17 protein-coding genes are annotated in these 15,474 nt (G+C 37.5%); all 17 read right to left on the bottom strand.

What is annotated here, in order from left to right:
- Nucleotides 1–15: 15 nt before the first annotated feature.
- Complete coding sequence (locus tag BLV68_RS01865) at nucleotides 16–1,590, bottom strand: methyl-accepting chemotaxis protein (RefSeq protein WP_093750277.1); 1,575 nt, start codon at nucleotides 1,588–1,590, stop codon at nucleotides 16–18.
- Nucleotides 1,591–1,627: 37 nt separating this feature from the next.
- Complete coding sequence (gene ade, locus BLV68_RS01870) at nucleotides 1,628–3,337, bottom strand: adenine deaminase (RefSeq protein ID WP_093750279.1); 1,710 nt, start codon at nucleotides 3,335–3,337, stop codon at nucleotides 1,628–1,630.
- On the bottom strand, nucleotides 3,337–4,338 hold the full coding sequence (locus BLV68_RS16070) for a xanthine dehydrogenase family protein molybdopterin-binding subunit (RefSeq protein ID WP_268807602.1): 1,002 nt from the start codon (nucleotides 4,336–4,338) through the stop codon (nucleotides 3,337–3,339). The genes ade (BLV68_RS01870) and BLV68_RS16070 overlap by 1 nt, the downstream gene beginning before the upstream one ends.
- A complete protein-coding gene (locus BLV68_RS16075; RefSeq protein WP_093750283.1) occupies nucleotides 4,338–5,603 on the bottom strand; it encodes a xanthine dehydrogenase family protein molybdopterin-binding subunit in 1,266 nt (421 codons plus the stop codon). The genes BLV68_RS16070 and BLV68_RS16075 overlap by 1 nt, the downstream gene beginning before the upstream one ends.
- 2 nt (nucleotides 5,604–5,605) lie before the next feature.
- Entirely contained in the window at nucleotides 5,606–6,064 is a 459-nt protein-coding gene (locus BLV68_RS01885) for a (2Fe-2S)-binding protein (protein ID WP_093750285.1), read from the bottom strand.
- Entirely contained in the window at nucleotides 6,058–6,921 is an 864-nt protein-coding gene (locus BLV68_RS01890; RefSeq protein ID WP_093750287.1) for an FAD binding domain-containing protein, read from the bottom strand. Before BLV68_RS01890 ends, BLV68_RS01885 begins: the two co-directional genes overlap by 7 nt.
- A 73-nt stretch (nucleotides 6,922–6,994) precedes the next feature.
- On the bottom strand, nucleotides 6,995–8,317 hold the full coding sequence (locus tag BLV68_RS01895; RefSeq protein WP_093750289.1) for an NCS2 family permease: 1,323 nt from the start codon (nucleotides 8,315–8,317) through the stop codon (nucleotides 6,995–6,997).
- A gap of 244 nt (nucleotides 8,318–8,561) precedes the next feature.
- Nucleotides 8,562–10,370: an adenine deaminase gene (ade, locus tag BLV68_RS01900; protein WP_093750291.1), complete on the bottom strand. Its 1,809-nt coding sequence runs from the start codon at nucleotides 10,368–10,370 to the stop codon at nucleotides 8,562–8,564.
- Nucleotides 10,371–10,477: 107 nt separating this feature from the next.
- Nucleotides 10,478–10,747 (bottom strand): EutN/CcmL family microcompartment protein, encoded by a 270-nt coding sequence (locus tag BLV68_RS01905; RefSeq protein WP_093750293.1) that lies wholly within the window; start codon nucleotides 10,745–10,747, stop codon nucleotides 10,478–10,480.
- 14 nt (nucleotides 10,748–10,761) lie between these two features.
- On the bottom strand, nucleotides 10,762–11,511 hold the full coding sequence (locus tag BLV68_RS01910; RefSeq protein ID WP_093750295.1) for a hypothetical protein: 750 nt from the start codon (nucleotides 11,509–11,511) through the stop codon (nucleotides 10,762–10,764).
- A gap of 19 nt (nucleotides 11,512–11,530) precedes the next feature.
- Complete coding sequence (locus tag BLV68_RS01915) at nucleotides 11,531–11,809, bottom strand: BMC domain-containing protein (protein ID WP_093750297.1); 279 nt, start codon at nucleotides 11,807–11,809, stop codon at nucleotides 11,531–11,533.
- A gap of 2 nt (nucleotides 11,810–11,811) precedes the next feature.
- Nucleotides 11,812–12,195: a BMC domain-containing protein gene (locus BLV68_RS01920; protein ID WP_093750299.1), complete on the bottom strand. Its 384-nt coding sequence runs from the start codon at nucleotides 12,193–12,195 to the stop codon at nucleotides 11,812–11,814.
- An 18-nt stretch (nucleotides 12,196–12,213) separates the two neighbouring features.
- A complete protein-coding gene (locus BLV68_RS01925) occupies nucleotides 12,214–12,435 on the bottom strand; it encodes a hypothetical protein (RefSeq protein WP_093750301.1) in 222 nt (73 codons plus the stop codon).
- A gap of 17 nt (nucleotides 12,436–12,452) precedes the next feature.
- A complete protein-coding gene (locus BLV68_RS01930; protein WP_093750303.1) occupies nucleotides 12,453–12,716 on the bottom strand; it encodes a BMC domain-containing protein in 264 nt (87 codons plus the stop codon).
- A gap of 15 nt (nucleotides 12,717–12,731) precedes the next feature.
- The gene (locus tag BLV68_RS01935) at nucleotides 12,732–14,084 is read right to left on the bottom strand and encodes a UbiD family decarboxylase (protein WP_234949802.1); all 1,353 of its coding nucleotides are present in this window, start codon (nucleotides 14,082–14,084) and stop codon (nucleotides 12,732–12,734) included.
- 15 nt (nucleotides 14,085–14,099) lie between these two features.
- Nucleotides 14,100–14,660, bottom strand: coding sequence for a UbiX family flavin prenyltransferase (locus tag BLV68_RS01940; protein WP_093750305.1), 561 nt, complete (start codon nucleotides 14,658–14,660; stop codon nucleotides 14,100–14,102).
- Between the two features lie 170 nt (nucleotides 14,661–14,830).
- Entirely contained in the window at nucleotides 14,831–15,442 is a 612-nt protein-coding gene (locus BLV68_RS01945) for a cysteine hydrolase family protein (protein ID WP_093750307.1), read from the bottom strand.
- Between the last annotated feature and the right edge of the window lie 32 nt (nucleotides 15,443–15,474).

Genomic DNA, 15,474 nt, shown 5'->3' on the forward strand with positions numbered 1-15,474 from the left:
ATATCACCTGTGTTATTAACTTAATAAGGATTCTAAGGATAAGCCCACTTCATATAATCTTTTCTTGTCATCTGCAATAGTTAAGAACTTAAATAGTTTTCCATCCTCTACCCTAATCTTAATGGGAGTTACCACATACTCTACCTTTCCTTCCTTTAATGCTTGGAAGCTCTGATCCACTTTATAGAGATTTAGTCCTATAGCAGATTTCTCGTTAGTAAATTCTACTGTTCCCGATGAGTTAGTTATGTATATGGCGTCCATTTTGGTCTTTATCAACAATTCTTCTATGTCCTTTTCACTTAAATCACCCTTATTAAGGGCATATTCTCTAATATAATGGGCTTGTTTTAACATTATCTCTTCCATTACATTCCCAACGACAAATTGCTGCATATCGAAAACCTGTTTTTTAATGTCTTCTGCCATTTTTCGCAAAAACTCAGCTCTTGAATTCTGTTCTGAGGTTTCAAGGGCAGTTTCCGCTATTTGAGAAGATATTTCCTGCGAAAAAGAAGATACTTGCTCAATATTTTCCGAAACCCTTATAATTGCCGAGTTATTTCTTTCTATAACGTCAGTAATCTCTTCTAAGCTATACTTCCCTTTATTGAGCCTTTCTATAATGGATTCAAATTCCTTGCTGATATCCAACATTACTTCCCAATTTTCCTCCATATACTCCATTACATCCTCCATAAATCCCTTAGAAGAGGATATATGTCCTTTTAAATTTTGAATTACTTCTTCTATCCTAGAAGAAGCTTTTTTAGTTTCCTCGGCCAGCTTTCCAATTTCCATTGCAACTATGGCAAATCCTTTTCCCTCCTGTCCAGCCCTAGCTGCTTCAATAGATGCATTTAAGGAAAGCATACTAGTTTCCTTAGAAATGGAATTGATTAAATCTATCAAGTTTACTATTTCATCTGAGTAACTGTTCAATCTCAATATCTGTTCCAAAGTTTTTTCAGTCATATCTTTTGATTGCCTTATTCTCTTTCCAATTATATTTGCATTTTTCATGCTTTCTTGTGCTGTGGTAATGGATTCAGATATGAATTGGCTCTTATCGGTTATTTCCTTTTCTATCTTCTCTAAAGAATGGACTATTTCAGTAGCAGTGCTGCTGGCATCTATCAACATATTGGACTGTTCAAGAGTGTTTTTATCCACAATATCCACAGAAGAAGCTATTAGTGCTGCAGAATTTAAACTGTCCATGGAGACCGAGTTCAATTTTTCACATATATCGAATAATCTGGTGGATATCTCCACTTGAGTCTTCAGATTATTTCTGATACTATCAGCTAATACATCCAATTCCCTTTTCATATATTCAGGTATGAATTTTACACCATCAGATGTAAAATCCATACTCTTAAAAATATTTACATATCTTTTAATATGGTTAACAACTCTTTTCGTTAAGCCTTTATACAGAACAATACTGGATAATAAGGCCATTAATGCAAACAGACCTAAAACTCCAATAAGCTCATCTATAATAGAAGCTAAATAATAGCTAATCCCCATGGTAACGAAAATCGTTATAAATAATAAGGCAATCCCATTCTTGCTCTTAACATTCAAGTGTTATCACCTACCCCTTATATCAAATATTTGAACCTTATTGATTTAACTCAATAAACTTAAACTCTCCTACATCGAACAACCCTAAATCCGTCAATTTAATCTCTGGTATAACAGGCAGTGCAATAAAGGATAGGGTCATAAAGGGATCTATATTTCTACTAACCTTTAATTTCTCATAAGCCATATCAAGCATTTTATTAAGCTTTTCATCTACTTCCTCCAAAGGTTCTTCCGACATGAGACCAGCTATGCTCAAAGGTAAAGTGCCCAATACCCTCCTTTCTGATACAATAGTCAAGCCTCCACCAACCCTTTCTAATTCCTCTATGGCCAGAATCATATCCTTATCATTATCACCAATTACTATGAGATTATGGGAATCGTGAGCTACCGTAGAAGCAATAGCTCCATTTTCCAATCCAAAATCTTCTACTAAACCTAATCCTATATTTCCCGTCTTATTATGGCGTTCAATTACTGCAACCTTTAATAGATTTTCCCCTTTTACAAAATATCCATCTTCCACTACTATATCCTTCACATCCCTTACTGCCCTTTCAGTTATCAAGCTGTGAGAAAGTAATTTTATTACATTTAGCTTATTCCCTTTAATGGAGATTTTTAAGTCATCTATTTTAACCTTCTTTATATTCACCGTATTTTTCATGGAAGCATTATCCCTGCTAGGAACGGAGAATAGAGCCTTATTATTTTCTGCCACCAATTTACCTTCTTTAAATACCTTTACTATATTGAAATCATCAAGGTTATCTATTACCACCATATCTGCAATATAACCTGGAGCTATGGCCCCTTTTCCTCTTAACCTGTAGACTTCAGCCGCATTTAGAGAAGCCATCTTTATACAATCTATTGGGTCTATCCCTTCCTTAATGGCCAATCTAATATTGTGGTCGATGCTTCCATCCTTTAATAAATCACTTGGATGCTTATCATCAGTACAGAAGATGCATCGCCTCAAATTATCCTTATTTACTACCTGGATTAATTCTCTTAAATTCTTCGCTGCAGAACCCTCTCTAATGTGGATATACATCCCAAGCCTTAACCTTTCCAACATTTCCTCCTTTGTAGAGCATTCGTGTTCAGTTTTTACCCCTGCAGCCACATAAGCGTTTAATTCCTTTCCACTAATAAGGGGGCCATGTCCGTCAATTATCTTATCCTTAAATAGTTCCAGCTTCTTTAGTACCTTTTCATCCTTACCTATGACCCCTGGATAATTCATCATCTCCCCTAGCCCGAGTACCCTTTCATCATCCTTTAATTTTTTCAAGTCCTCTGCTTCCAAAACAGCTCCTGCATTTTCAAAAGGAGTTGAAGGAACACAGCTAGAAGCCATTACATACACATCTAAGGGAAGGTCTTCGCTTTCCTCTAACATATACCTTATACCATCTATCCCTTTTACATTGGCTATTTCATGAGGATCGGTTATAACTGTAGTAACCCCTCTTGGCACTACTGCCTTTGCAAACTGACCAGGCGTTACCATGGAAGACTCAATATGAACATGGGAATCTACAAAACCGGGTGCCAGGTACTTCCCTTCTAAATCCATTTCTTCTTCTCCTTCGTATTCTCCAATTCCCACTATCTTCCCTTGAAAAACAGCCACATCTCCCTCTATGATTTCATTGGTAAATACATTTATAATGTTGGCATTCTTTAATACTAATTCAGCTTTTTCTTCGCCCTTTGATATGCTTATAACCCTTTCCATCATATCTCCTCTTTCCTTTCATTGTCCTCTTGAATTAGCTTGATTAGATTTTCTGGAGTGACTGGTAATTCAGTTACCCTTACTCCTATAGCATCATAAATAGCGTTCAATATGGCAGGCCCTACTGGAATCATAGTTGGTTCCCCTATTCCCTTAGCTCCATAAGGAGCAGTAGACTCTGGATCCTCCACTATTATATTTTCAACCTTTAATGTATCCATAGCAGTTGGAATTAAATATCTGGAGAATCTATCATTATAAATTTTACCTTCTTTTATGTTCAAATCCTCAAACAATATATAACCTAAAGCCATGGCAAATCCTCCATCCATTTGGCCTTCCACCAAATGTGGATTTACTGCTCTTCCCACGTCTTGAGCAAATACTGCCTTTAATATTTCTACCTGCCCAGTTAAGGTATCTACTTCTAATTCCACCCCACATGCATTAAAGGTATAAGGCCAATAAGGTGCTCCTTGTCCAGTTTCTGGATCCATCATCACCGTTTGAGCAACGAACTCGCCTTCAACTTCTATAATACTATCCTTATATATTTTGGACAATTCCTTATAGGAAATCCTCTTTTGTGGGAAAATTTCTAGGAATATATGCCCATCTTCCGCCTTTAATCCATATACGCTATTTAAATTAAGCTGTTCCTTGGCCAACTCCTTTAGCCTTTCAACAAATTTTTCACAGGCTATCCTAATGGCATTTCCCGTATTATAGGTTTGACGGCTGGCAGCGGCTGTACCTGCATCTGGAGTCAAACTGGTGTCCTCAGCAATAAATACAATTTCCTCTACAGGCAATTTCAATGTTTCTGCCCCTATCTGAGTGAGAACCGTTTTGGCACCTTGACCTACTTCGGTACTCCCAACATAAATGCCCACTTTGCCATCCTCAAGCAATCTTACTTTAGCCTTTGATACATCAGGAAAGCCATTTCCATATCCTGTGCCATAAAAGGATAGCCCTATTCCCCTTCCTCTTTTTTTCATCAATAGGCCTCCTCTCTTTTAATTGGAAAATCCATCCTTTCAATTACCCTTTCCAAACACTCCTGTAAAGGTACGCTTTCCTTTAACACTTGCCCTGTGGCAGTAACGGAACCCTTCTTAAACATATTTTTAAGCCTAATGGTTATAGGGTCCACCCCTAATTTCTCTGCTAAAATGTCCATTTGCTGTTCATAAGCTATAGGCACTTGGGTAGCTCCAAATCCTCTCATGGCTCCTGTAAAAGGATTGTTTGTATAAACTGCAATGCTGTCCACCTTCACATTTGGTATAACATAAGGACCTGTTGCATGAACTCCCGATTTTCTAAGAACATTCATTGCCCAGGATGCATAGGCTCCTGAATCGCCTATTATCTCTGCCTCTAAAGCTAGCAAATTTCCTTCCTTATCTGCTCCAGTTTTATACTTCATAACCATAGCATGCCTTTTAGAATGGGATATAAAAGATTCTGGTCTGGAATATACCGTTTTTACCGGTCTTTTTAACTCCTTAGCTGCCAGAGCCAAGTGGATTTGTAAGCTAATATCCTCTCTCCCACCAAAGGCTCCTCCTACATTGGCGTTTATTACCCTTACAGTGTCCTCTGGTATTTTTAGAGCAGAGGCTATTTCTTCTTTATCGTAATGGGGATATTGAGTAGCAACTATCACTGTAATTCTGCCTTCCTCATCTATAAAGGATACTCCCGCTTCTGGCTGTAAAAAAGCATGGTCTACCATATGGGTCTTATAGGTATTTTCCACTATCACATGGCTATTTTTAAAACCCTCTTCCACATTCCCTTTTCTAATTTTGAAATGATATAATATGTTGGAATCCCCATGCACCTTGGGACAATCCTCTTTCATTGCTTCTATCGGATCAAATACGCCTTTTATTTCTTCATATTCTACAATAATATTTTTTAAGGCCAAATCACAGATCTTCTGGTCTTTTGCTACTACAAAGGCTATTGGGTCCCCAATGCGTCGAACTTTTTCACTACAAAAAACCTCATGGTCTTTAAATACTACCCCATGTTCATTATTCGGCACATCCTTGTAAGTAAATATTTTTAATACTCCATCTATTCTTTCTGCTTTGCTAGTATCCACCTTTATATAAGCATGGGGTACCTTAGATCTCAATGTTTTACCATAAACCATGTTTTCCATATATACATCCTCTGGAAATAAGGCCTTTCCAGTAACCTTGCTTTCAGCATCTACACGAATAATATTCTTACCCACAACATTAAGGCTCATGTCTACACCCCCTTAGCCCTATTTATGGCTTCGACTATCTTATTATATCCGGTACACCTACAGAGGTTTCCAGATATCCCTTCCCTAATTTCCTCCTCCGTAGGGTCAGGATTTTTATCTAATAGAGCTTTAGCTGATAAAATCATGCCTGGAGTACAGAATCCACATTGGACTGCACCCACCTCTATAAAGGCCTTTTGTAATGGATGAAGTTTTCCTTCCTCCTCCAGACCTTCTATAGTTATGATGTTGCTACCATGAGCTTGAAAAGCCATTACCAAACATGAATTTACCGTTTTCCCATCCATTATTACGGTACATGCACCACATTCACCTTCGCTGCAGCCTTCCTTAACTCCTGTTAATCCCAACTCTTCCCTTAATAAATCGATTAATCTCATATCCTCCCTTACTTCTAAGCTATGTTCCACTCCGTTTACCACCAAATCTATTTTTACCATGTTTCTGCCCCCTTTAGCCTTGCTATTCCTTGTCCTATTGCATCTTTAAATATCCTTTCTACGGCCCTTCTCTTATAAGGCAAAGTAGGTCTTCCCTTTAATCTCTCATCCATGGCCTCTTTTAATACTAAAATCGCTTCATCGATTACCTCATCGTTTAATTCCTTCCCTATTAAAAATTCTTCCACCTTATGCTCCCTCAGAGGGTATCTGCCTAAGGAACCACTGGCTATCCTTATGGTTTTGACCATATTATCCTCATCTAATTCCAATAAAGTGGCTATAGAAAGTCTGGAAATAGCTAAGGCCTTTCTAAGACCTAGTTTTGAGAAAGATAAAACTTGGCATGATTTTGGCTTTTGAAACTGTATTGCAATTATAAGCTCATCGTCTGCAATTTTAAAGTTTCCCTCATAATAATCTTTAAGTTTTATCTCCCTTTCTCCTCTTATGCTCCTTAAAATCAAGATGCTGTCCAAACATAGAAGGGGAGGAACGGAATCAGCAGCAGGAGAACCATTAGCAATATTTCCACCTATAGTCCCCTTATTTCTTATCTGAGGGGAACCCACTTCCCTCGAGGCTTTCTTCAATCCATATAAATTATCTTCAAATAAAGGGTCTTCTACAAGCTGAGTAAAGGTAGTTGCTGCCCCTATCCTTATATACTCACCTATATCCTCAACACCTTTTAACTCATCTATGCTAGATATATCTATCAAAGCATCAACATTAACCTTACTTTCCCTCATAGCTATAATTAGGTCGGTACCGCCTGCAATTAATTTGCCTTTTTCCTTATACTGATCTAATAACCTTATTACTTCATCTAGGGATTTTCCTTTATGTGCATACATGCTTTAACCTCCTTCCCAGCTTTTTTTAAAAAAGCCGCCTCCAGCGGGAGGCAGCTTTAAGCATTTATATTAATTATAGGAATATATACTTCAATATGAATAAAGCTGCTAGTATATACATTATTAAAGATATATCCTTATATCTTCCGGTTATAAGCTTTAATACTACATAGGAAACCATACCAAATACGATACCTTCAGCAATACTGTAAGCAAAAGGCATCATTACAATAGTTAAAAAGGCTGGTATAGCTTCGGTAAAGTCATCTAAATCGATTTCCTTAATTGGGCTCATCATGAATAATCCTACTAGAATTAATGCTGGAGCAGTTGCTTGACTTGGTATTATAGCAAAAAGTGGTGAGAAGAATAATGCCAATAAGAACATTACTGCTGTAGACACTGCAGTTAACCCGGTTCTGCCTCCATCAGCAACACCAGAAGCTGATTCTACATATGTAGTAACTGTACTAGTTCCTAAGCAAGACCCTGCAACTGTACCCACAGCATCTGAAAGTAAAGCTTGACTAACCCTTGGAAGTTGCCCTTTTTCATCTAGCATATTAGCTTTGGATGCAACTCCTACTAAGGTTCCTACAGTATCGAATACGTCTACAAACAGGAAGGTAAACATTACTACTAGCATGTCCATTGAAAATATATTGGCCCATTCAAATTGGAAGGCTACATTTCTTACAGAAGGAGGTAGTGTGAAAAATCCTTCAGGCATAGGTGTAATTCCAAGAGGTATACCTATTATGGTAGTAACAATAATGCCTATCAATAATGCCCCCTTAACATTCTTAGCTAACAATACTCCCATTATTATTAAGCCTATTAATGCTAAAATTGGACCTCTTGAAACAAGATTTCCTAATCCCAAAATAGTTCCATCTCCAGTTTGAACTATACCTGCATTAACAAAACCTATTAGTGCAATAAACAATCCTATACCTACCGATACACCTTTTTTCAGGTTAATTGGTATGGCATTAAATATGGCCTCTCTTACTTGGAAAAATGATAAAAGTATGAATATAATCCCTTCCAAAAATACTGCTGTTAAGGCAAATTGCCAAGTATGACCCATTCCCTTCACTACCGTATAGGTGAAGAAAGCGTTAAGACCCATACCTGGAGCCAATGCAAATGGATAGTTAGCAAGTAGTCCCATCATAAGAGTTGCAATTGCTGCAGATAAAGCTGTAGCTGTAAATACTCCTCCCCAATCCATTCCTGTTTCTGATAACATTCCTGGATTGACCATTAATATATAAGCCATGGTCATAAAGGTGGTAATACCCGCTAAAATCTCTGTTCTAGCATCAGTATTGTTTTCCCGTAACTTAAATTTTCTTTCTAAAAAACCATCATTACCTAGAGTTTTGTCTGACATAACAATCCCCCTTTATATAATTATTAATAATATAATTGCTAATCGCTACCCTCCTTTCCTTTTCCAATGCACAATTCACAATGTTTGACAATGCACAGTTCTCAACTCACAACTCACGATTATTAGGGGCTAGCCCTTAGGACTTTTAAACTACGAAAGACCGCTATGGAAACCCCAAAGCTAGACTTAAGTGCATCGCAAATTGTGAATTGATTAAAACTGTGCATCGTGTACTGTGAATTGCCTAAATTGTTGGCGAAAGGATTTTGAAGTTATTTACGTCTACAAGGCCTTTGTCGGTGATTTTCCATGTAGGTGATGTGGATAGGGATAAGAAGGATAGATGCATAAATGGCGCATGGACTTTACATCCTAGATCCTCTCTTGCTATCCTTTCTAGTTCAGCAATTTTTTGGCTCACCTCATGACCACTTAATTCATCAGTTATTAATCCACCAACTGGAAGCCTCATATCGGACAAAATCCTTCCATTATTGGCTATAGCAATGCCTCCTCCCAGCTCTATAACCCTGTTTACTGCTAAGGTCATATCTCTAATATTTGTACCTACTACTAAGATATTATGGGTATCATGAGCTACAGATTCAGCAAAAGCCCCACTCTTCATTCCAAAACCCTTTACAAAAGCCTTCCCAATATTGCCAGTCCTACCGTACCTCTCAATACAAGCTATTTCTAAAGTATCAGTAGTAACATCTGGTTGAGCCACTCCATTGTAAACCCTTACAGTTTCTTCAGCTTTGCCAGTTAAATTTTGATCTGGAATAAGCTCTATACACCTTACTCTTGCAGTAGTACCTTCTGCCCTTATTTCCAAATCTCTTTCAGATATAGGCTTAATTTTAACTGAATTCTTAACTTCATCAGGATAAGTATAAGATGGTAAGTCTATTAGCAATTCCCCTTTTGACGCTACAAGCTTTCCATCTATAAATACTGCATCTACTACCATTTCTTCTAAATCGCTTATAACAGCTATGTCTGCTATCTTGCCTGGGGCTAATACACCTATATCTTCCAATCCAAAGTAAGTAGCTGGATTTATGGTAACCATCTGTATTGCCTCTACTGGATTTACTCCTTCTTTTATAGTCCTTCTAACTATATCATTCATATGACCTGAAGTTTCTAAATCTGCTGCCACCATATCGTCGGAAGCTAGTATACATCTTCTGGAATCCATATTTTCTTCCGTAACAGCTCTAATACATTCGGCCATATTCCTCTGAGTAGATCCTTCTCTCATGAATAGATAAACTCCCTGGCGAAGTTTTTCCACCGCCTCTTCTTTTGTTGTTGTTTCATGGCAGGAACACTTGCCTCCAGTTGAAATTATATGTGCGGCTAATTCCGCTCCAAATAATTCTGGTGCATTCCCATCCACTACCATGTTCTTAGATTTAGCATACATGGTTGACGCCAATAGGTCTGTAATTATTTCTGGAGTATTCCTATATACATGTTTTGCATTGCTAAACCCTTGCAATTCTCCTATACCAATTATGTGTTTATAGTTAAGCAAATCTTCCATATCCTTAGAATTTGTATCATACCCTGCCGTCTCTAAATCTGGACAGTCAGGAGTTAAAGCTGGCACCACTAAATAAACCTTATTTGGCACCGAATCTATCTCATCGGCCATCGCCTTCATTCCTACAGGACCTAAGGCATTCCCTATTTCGTGGGGATCTGCAACTAAAGTGGTAGTTCCTGATGGAATAGATAGCCTGGAAAATTCAGTAATGGTAAGCATGCTTGATTCAAAATGCATATGGGAATCTATGAAACCAGGTGATAAATACTTGCCTTCCATATCTATAACTAAAGTATCAGGTCCAATTAACTTTTTACAATCTCCTACTAAAAGAATGTATTTCCCTTTAATGGCAATGTCTCCTTCGTATATTTCTCTAGTAATTACATTTATTATCTTTCCATTGTATAGGACTATATCTGCATAATCTTTATCGCCCATTAGTACATCTATTAAATTCCTATACTCCATTGCCATCTTCGTATACTTAGAATCCAATCTAAAACCTCCCCTCTTTCTTCAATGGACAATTGACAATAATTTAGGTTTAGCTTTTGCGCCACTTAGGCAACCGCAGGTTGCCCATAATTGTCAACTGTGCATTGTCAATTGTCAATTGTAATATCATCTACTATTCCTACTATGGCACAGTCGATGGGGGAGTCCATCTTTCTAGCCGCTATTCTCGAAGCAGTGCCTTTTACATAAAGAACTACCTCTCCTATCCCTGCCCCCACCGTATCTACAGCAATTATGGGTTCACCTATTGGTTTTAGGTCCATACTAAGAGGTTGGGTAATCATGAGCTTAGTACCTATTAAGTTTTCATCCTTCCTTGTTGCTACCACCGTTCCTATAACCTTTCCTAAATGCATTTATAACCCTCCCTCTATTTTTCCATCTCTAATCTAATTCCCAATTCCTTAGCCTTATCTTTAGCTAAAGGGGTTATTATGGTACCCTTTCTTATTACTAAAGGAGCTTTGGAATTATGGTTTAACAAATCCTTTTCAGTAATAACTTTATTATACTGTTTATCTTCTACTTTGTAATCAGGTTGGGATAAATTTTTATTAAGTAATTTTTTCCCATGGTCCTGTGTATTTATTTCTACAGCTCCCATCCTTTTAATTTTATCTATTCTTTCCTCGATTAAATCCCTAATTACCTTGTTATTAGATGGGCTTCCAAGATAACTTCTTACGGAAGTAAAATCTAAATATACTGGCTTTTCTTTATATAGGAAAGTCCATATAACGTTGGATATAAAGCTATCTACCATGCCTAAAGTTACCTTGGAAAGGGTGTTCATGGTAATGTTGACTCCAATTACGGAAGAATGGCTGTTTACAATATCCTCCAATTGGAATATGTCCTCTTCCCTATATACCTTTATGGGCTTCAAATTATTTATGATATAATCCACATCTAGAATCCTTTCACCCATAAAGGAAAATGCCAAGGAAAAATCTATTCCTTTTTCTTTAAACCTTTTTAATTCTTCGATTTTCCCTTCCAAATCAATATTGGAGCCAGTAAAAACTATTAATACCTGTTCCTTATTCTTAGCATAACTTTCTCCGCCAATCCTTCTACTAATGTCCGCCAATACATTTAAGGTAATTTTGTTTTTCACCATTTAATACACCCCAATGGGATTATTCGTATTGCTTCAATATAACCCTTTCAACTTCTGAATGGGGTCTTGGTATTACATGAACTGAATGTAATTCTCCAACAGCTCTAGCTGCTTCTGCTCCTGCTTCAACTGCTGCTTTAACAGCACCTACATCCCCTCTAACCATTACTGTTACAAGTCCAAAACCTATTTTCTCATAAGCTATTAAAGTAACATTAGCAGCCTTTACCATTGCATCTGCTGCCTCAATGGAACCCACCAAACCTTTTGTTTCAATTAAACCTAATGCTTGACTCATAATTATTCCTCCTTATTTGATTTTTTATTTTTATTTTTGTCCTTTTCTTTTTGCTCTTTTCCTTGCTTTTCTATTTCTTTATTGTTTCCCTTTAAATTACGGGAAAACTTTTCCAGCAACTTATCCACCTCATCATGAGGCCTTGGTATTACATGGCTAGCAATTACAGTTCCTACTCTGTTTCCTGCTTCCACCCCTGCAGCAACGGCAGCTTTCACAGCAGCTACTTCTCCAGCAATTTGTATATTTACCCCTACTGCTTTTCCTACACCGATTACCTTCTCAAACCCTATTAAGGTTACATCAGCAGCTTTGCTAGCCGCATCTAAGGCTGAAACAGCAGTAGTAAGTCCTAATGCTTCAATAAGTCCTACAGCCATTTGCATTTCTTAAAACCCCCTTTACTAAAGGTTCTTCTTTACCATATCTACTGCCTGGTCTAAAGTAACCACATTTCCTTTACCGGTGTAATTTTCAACTTGTTTATTTCCCTTAATAAGGTCCTTCAATAACTCAACCTCTCTACTACTTAAATTCCCAAAACTACCCTGTTCCCTATAAGGTGTTGAATCTTCCTTGTTTTTAGTAAGGTTGCTCATAACAACCCTAGCTAATGGATTAACCATAATATTTCACCACCATGTTAAAATATTTTATCCACTTCGTCATGAGGTCTAGGAATTACGTTTGTGGAAACCACTTCAGCTACTTTGGCTGCTTCTTCCTTTCCGCTTTCAACGGCTGCCTTAACCGCAGCTACATCTCCTGTTACAACAACAGCCACTAATCCAGAACCTACAAAATGGAAGTCCAATATTTTTACATTAGCAGCCTTCGTCATAGCATCTGCTGCTTGGATGGCCCCAATTAAAGATCTGGTTTCTACCATTCCAATTGCTTCCTTCATTTTAACTCACCTTCTCTATACCAATTTTGGAAAATACTTTCTGATGTCTATGTCCTCATAACCCGGAATTCTAGCTCTCTCAAATCTTTCAGCCACTTCTCCTAAAGGCTTGGTAGCGTCAATTCCCACTTTATCCGTTACACCTCTTAAATCATGGGATGGTTCTAAAGATGAACCTAATGCTCCAGGCACTATAACAAAATCCTGACTAGCTTGTGCTCTTGTAGTAATAGCCCATTCTATATCTTGTAAATCGAATATATCTACATCTCCATCTACTATTACTACCTGTTTTAAGTCTTTATTAGAGCCTAGTGCTGCTAAAATTGCTGATTTCCCATCTCCATCTTTCTTCTTATTTATGGAGGCAAAAGCGTTAAATCGATAGCCCCCTCCTTCTGTAACATTTACATCTATTACATCGACCTGATTCTTCAAGTAATTATATAATTCCACTTCCCTTATAAGGCCATTAGACAGGTGTTCCTCTCTACATGGAAATGCAATTTGGAATATGGGATCATTTCTATACATAACTCCAGTTATTTCAATGATTGGATGAGGAGCCACCCCGCCATAATATCCCATTAGTTCACCAAAGGGACCTTCCAATTCCCTTCTTCCTGGTACTAATTTCCCTTCAAGTACTATTTCACAATGAGCTGGCACCAATAAATCTACTGTCTCACAATGCACTAGTTCTAAAGGTTCTCCTCTTAAAGCACTATCAATCTCAAATTTGTCCACTCCGTAGCTTTCCGAACTAACCTGACTAGCCATCAAGAAAAAGGCATCATATCCGAGAACTATAGCCACTTCCAAAGGCTTATTTTCCTTTTCCAGTTGGAGGAAATCGTTAGTTAACTTTGGAGAAGCTATTAAAGCAGAAAGTTGATTGCCTCCATTTACCTGTAGTCGCCTTATGGAAGTAAAGTACTTTTTAGTTTCTGGATCCTTTACCACCATTACTCCCGCTGTAATAAAACTAGATGAGTCTTTTTCCTGATACTTAGGTATAGGGAACAGCCTTGATAAGTCGATATTTCTTGTAATTATATTCTCCTTTATAGGACCTTTATCAACTATCTTATAGGGTTTAGGATTAGCTATGGCCTCCATGAATTTAAATAGCCTATTGTCATGTTCCATGTGTAATAGCTTATACATTATTTCCCTATTTCCATAAAGGCCTCCTATTCCTCTGACGGTGCTATTTTTAATTTTGGGGAATAGTATGGGCTTTTTATTCCTAAAATACTTTAAAACTCCGCCCAATTCATATATGGGGTCTACTTCCCTTTCACAGACTAGAATCTCTCCCATCTGATCTAGCCTTTCCAAGGTATATCTGAGCATTTGTCTTTCCAATAAATCCCCTCCCTTCTACAGTCCTTTCCACCTCTTAACCAGATTGTTGTCTATGCCTAATGAATCCAGTATCCTTCCAGTCATATTTATAACAATATCCTCGATAGTCTCCGGATGATTATAAAATCCAGGGCTAGGAGGAAATATGGTAACTCCTATTCTTGATAACTTTAACATGTTTTCTAAATGAATAGGGCTTAAAGGGGTCTCTCTTGGCACTAAAACCAGTTTCCTTTTTTCCTTAATGATCACATCACAAGCTCTAGTAAGGAGGCTGTCTGTAAAACCATTAGCAATAGATGATAGGGTTTTCATAGAACAAGGCACAACTACCATGCCATCTACCTTAAAGGAACCGCTAGCTATTGGTGCAGCAAAATTCTTGTTGTCATGGAAATAGGTAGCCATCTTCTTTAATTCATGTAAATCTATTCCACATTCATGCTGAGTAACGAACTCCCCCATGGTACTTACCACCAAGTGAGTTTCTATATTCAATTGTTGAAGGGCTTTTAATAGGGATACTGCATAAATTGATCCGCTTCCACCTGATATTCCAACTACTATCTTCTTCATATCAAACAACCTTTCTTCAATTGACAATTGACAGTTGACAATTACCTAGCCCTAGTTTTCGGATTTTTACAGCAACCTCAAATCACTCTTTAGACTAAAGAGTTAAACTTTAATAATTATCCGTTTCACACTGTCAACTGTCTAAAATTGTCAATTATCCATTGTCTAAACTATTCTACTTTATTCTCTGGATCGCCGCCGCCTTCCCATGGGTCTAGGCCTTTTTCCCAAGCATCTATATACTCGTCTACGGTCATAACCTTCGAGAATATGCTTAGGTCTTTAAGTCCAGCTTGGTGCATTTCTTCAGTTTTTGATGCACAAGCATCGCTTAAAGTAATAACTTTATATGCATAGTATAAAGCATCTGATGCAGAACTTCTAACGCATACATTTGTCCAGGTTCCAGTAACTACTACTGTATCTATCTTTTCCTCTCTTAGGTACAAGTCTAAGTCTGTATGGGCAAAAGCGCTGTGCCTTCTCTTTTGAACTATATATTCACCTTTTTCTGGTTTAAGCTCATCTATAAATTCTGAACCCCAAGTCCCTTTTACAGCATGAACTGGTCTAACTTTAAAATCAGCATCATTTTCCCTATGAGCTTCTTGTATGTGAATTAGTTGTATGTCATCCTTGCCTTGGGCATTTCTCTCCCTAACCCAGTTCATAAGCTTTTGTAATGTAGGAATTATAGTCCTATTGGTTGGGCAATATAATACTCCATCTGGATGAGCAAAATCGTTTAACATATCAATTATTAGTATACCATGTCTTGGCATAATTCTTCCTCCTTTATTATTTACAAATTTTA

Origin of the sequence: Tepidimicrobium xylanilyticum (genome assembly GCF_900106765.1) — a bacterium.
In the GTDB taxonomy this organism is placed as follows: domain Bacteria; phylum Bacillota; class Clostridia; order Tissierellales; family Tepidimicrobiaceae; genus Tepidimicrobium; species Tepidimicrobium xylanilyticum.

Coding starts and splice junctions, on each gene's coding strand:
- BLV68_RS01930 (WP_093750303.1), bottom strand. CDS start 12,716: ATGAAGGAAGCAATTGGAATGGTAGAAACCAGATCTTTAATTGGGGCC.
- BLV68_RS01915 (WP_093750297.1), bottom strand. CDS start 11,809: ATGAGTCAAGCATTAGGTTTAATTGAAACAAAAGGTTTGGTGGGTTCC.
- BLV68_RS01895 (WP_093750289.1), bottom strand. CDS start 8,317: ATGTCAGACAAAACTCTAGGTAATGATGGTTTTTTAGAAAGAAAATTT.
- BLV68_RS01890 (WP_093750287.1), bottom strand. CDS start 6,921: ATGTATGCACATAAAGGAAAATCCCTAGATGAAGTAATAAGGTTATTA.
- BLV68_RS16075 (WP_093750283.1), bottom strand. CDS start 5,603: ATGAGCCTTAATGTTGTGGGTAAGAATATTATTCGTGTAGATGCTGAA.
- BLV68_RS01910 (WP_093750295.1), bottom strand. CDS start 11,511: ATGGTGAAAAACAAAATTACCTTAAATGTATTGGCGGACATTAGTAGA.
- BLV68_RS01920 (WP_093750299.1), bottom strand. CDS start 12,195: ATGCAAATGGCTGTAGGACTTATTGAAGCATTAGGACTTACTACTGCT.
- ade (WP_093750279.1), bottom strand. CDS start 3,337: ATGGAAAGGGTTATAAGCATATCAAAGGGCGAAGAAAAAGCTGAATTA.
- BLV68_RS01885 (WP_093750285.1), bottom strand. CDS start 6,064: ATGGTAAAAATAGATTTGGTGGTAAACGGAGTGGAACATAGCTTAGAA.
- BLV68_RS01925 (WP_093750301.1), bottom strand. CDS start 12,435: ATGGTTAATCCATTAGCTAGGGTTGTTATGAGCAACCTTACTAAAAAC.
- BLV68_RS01940 (WP_093750305.1), bottom strand. CDS start 14,660: ATGAAGAAGATAGTAGTTGGAATATCAGGTGGAAGCGGATCAATTTAT.
- BLV68_RS01905 (WP_093750293.1), bottom strand. CDS start 10,747: ATGCATTTAGGAAAGGTTATAGGAACGGTGGTAGCAACAAGGAAGGAT.
- BLV68_RS16070 (WP_268807602.1), bottom strand. CDS start 4,338: ATGAAAAAAAGAGGAAGGGGAATAGGGCTATCCTTTTATGGCACAGGA.
- BLV68_RS01945 (WP_093750307.1), bottom strand. CDS start 15,442: ATGCCAAGACATGGTATACTAATAATTGATATGTTAAACGATTTTGCT.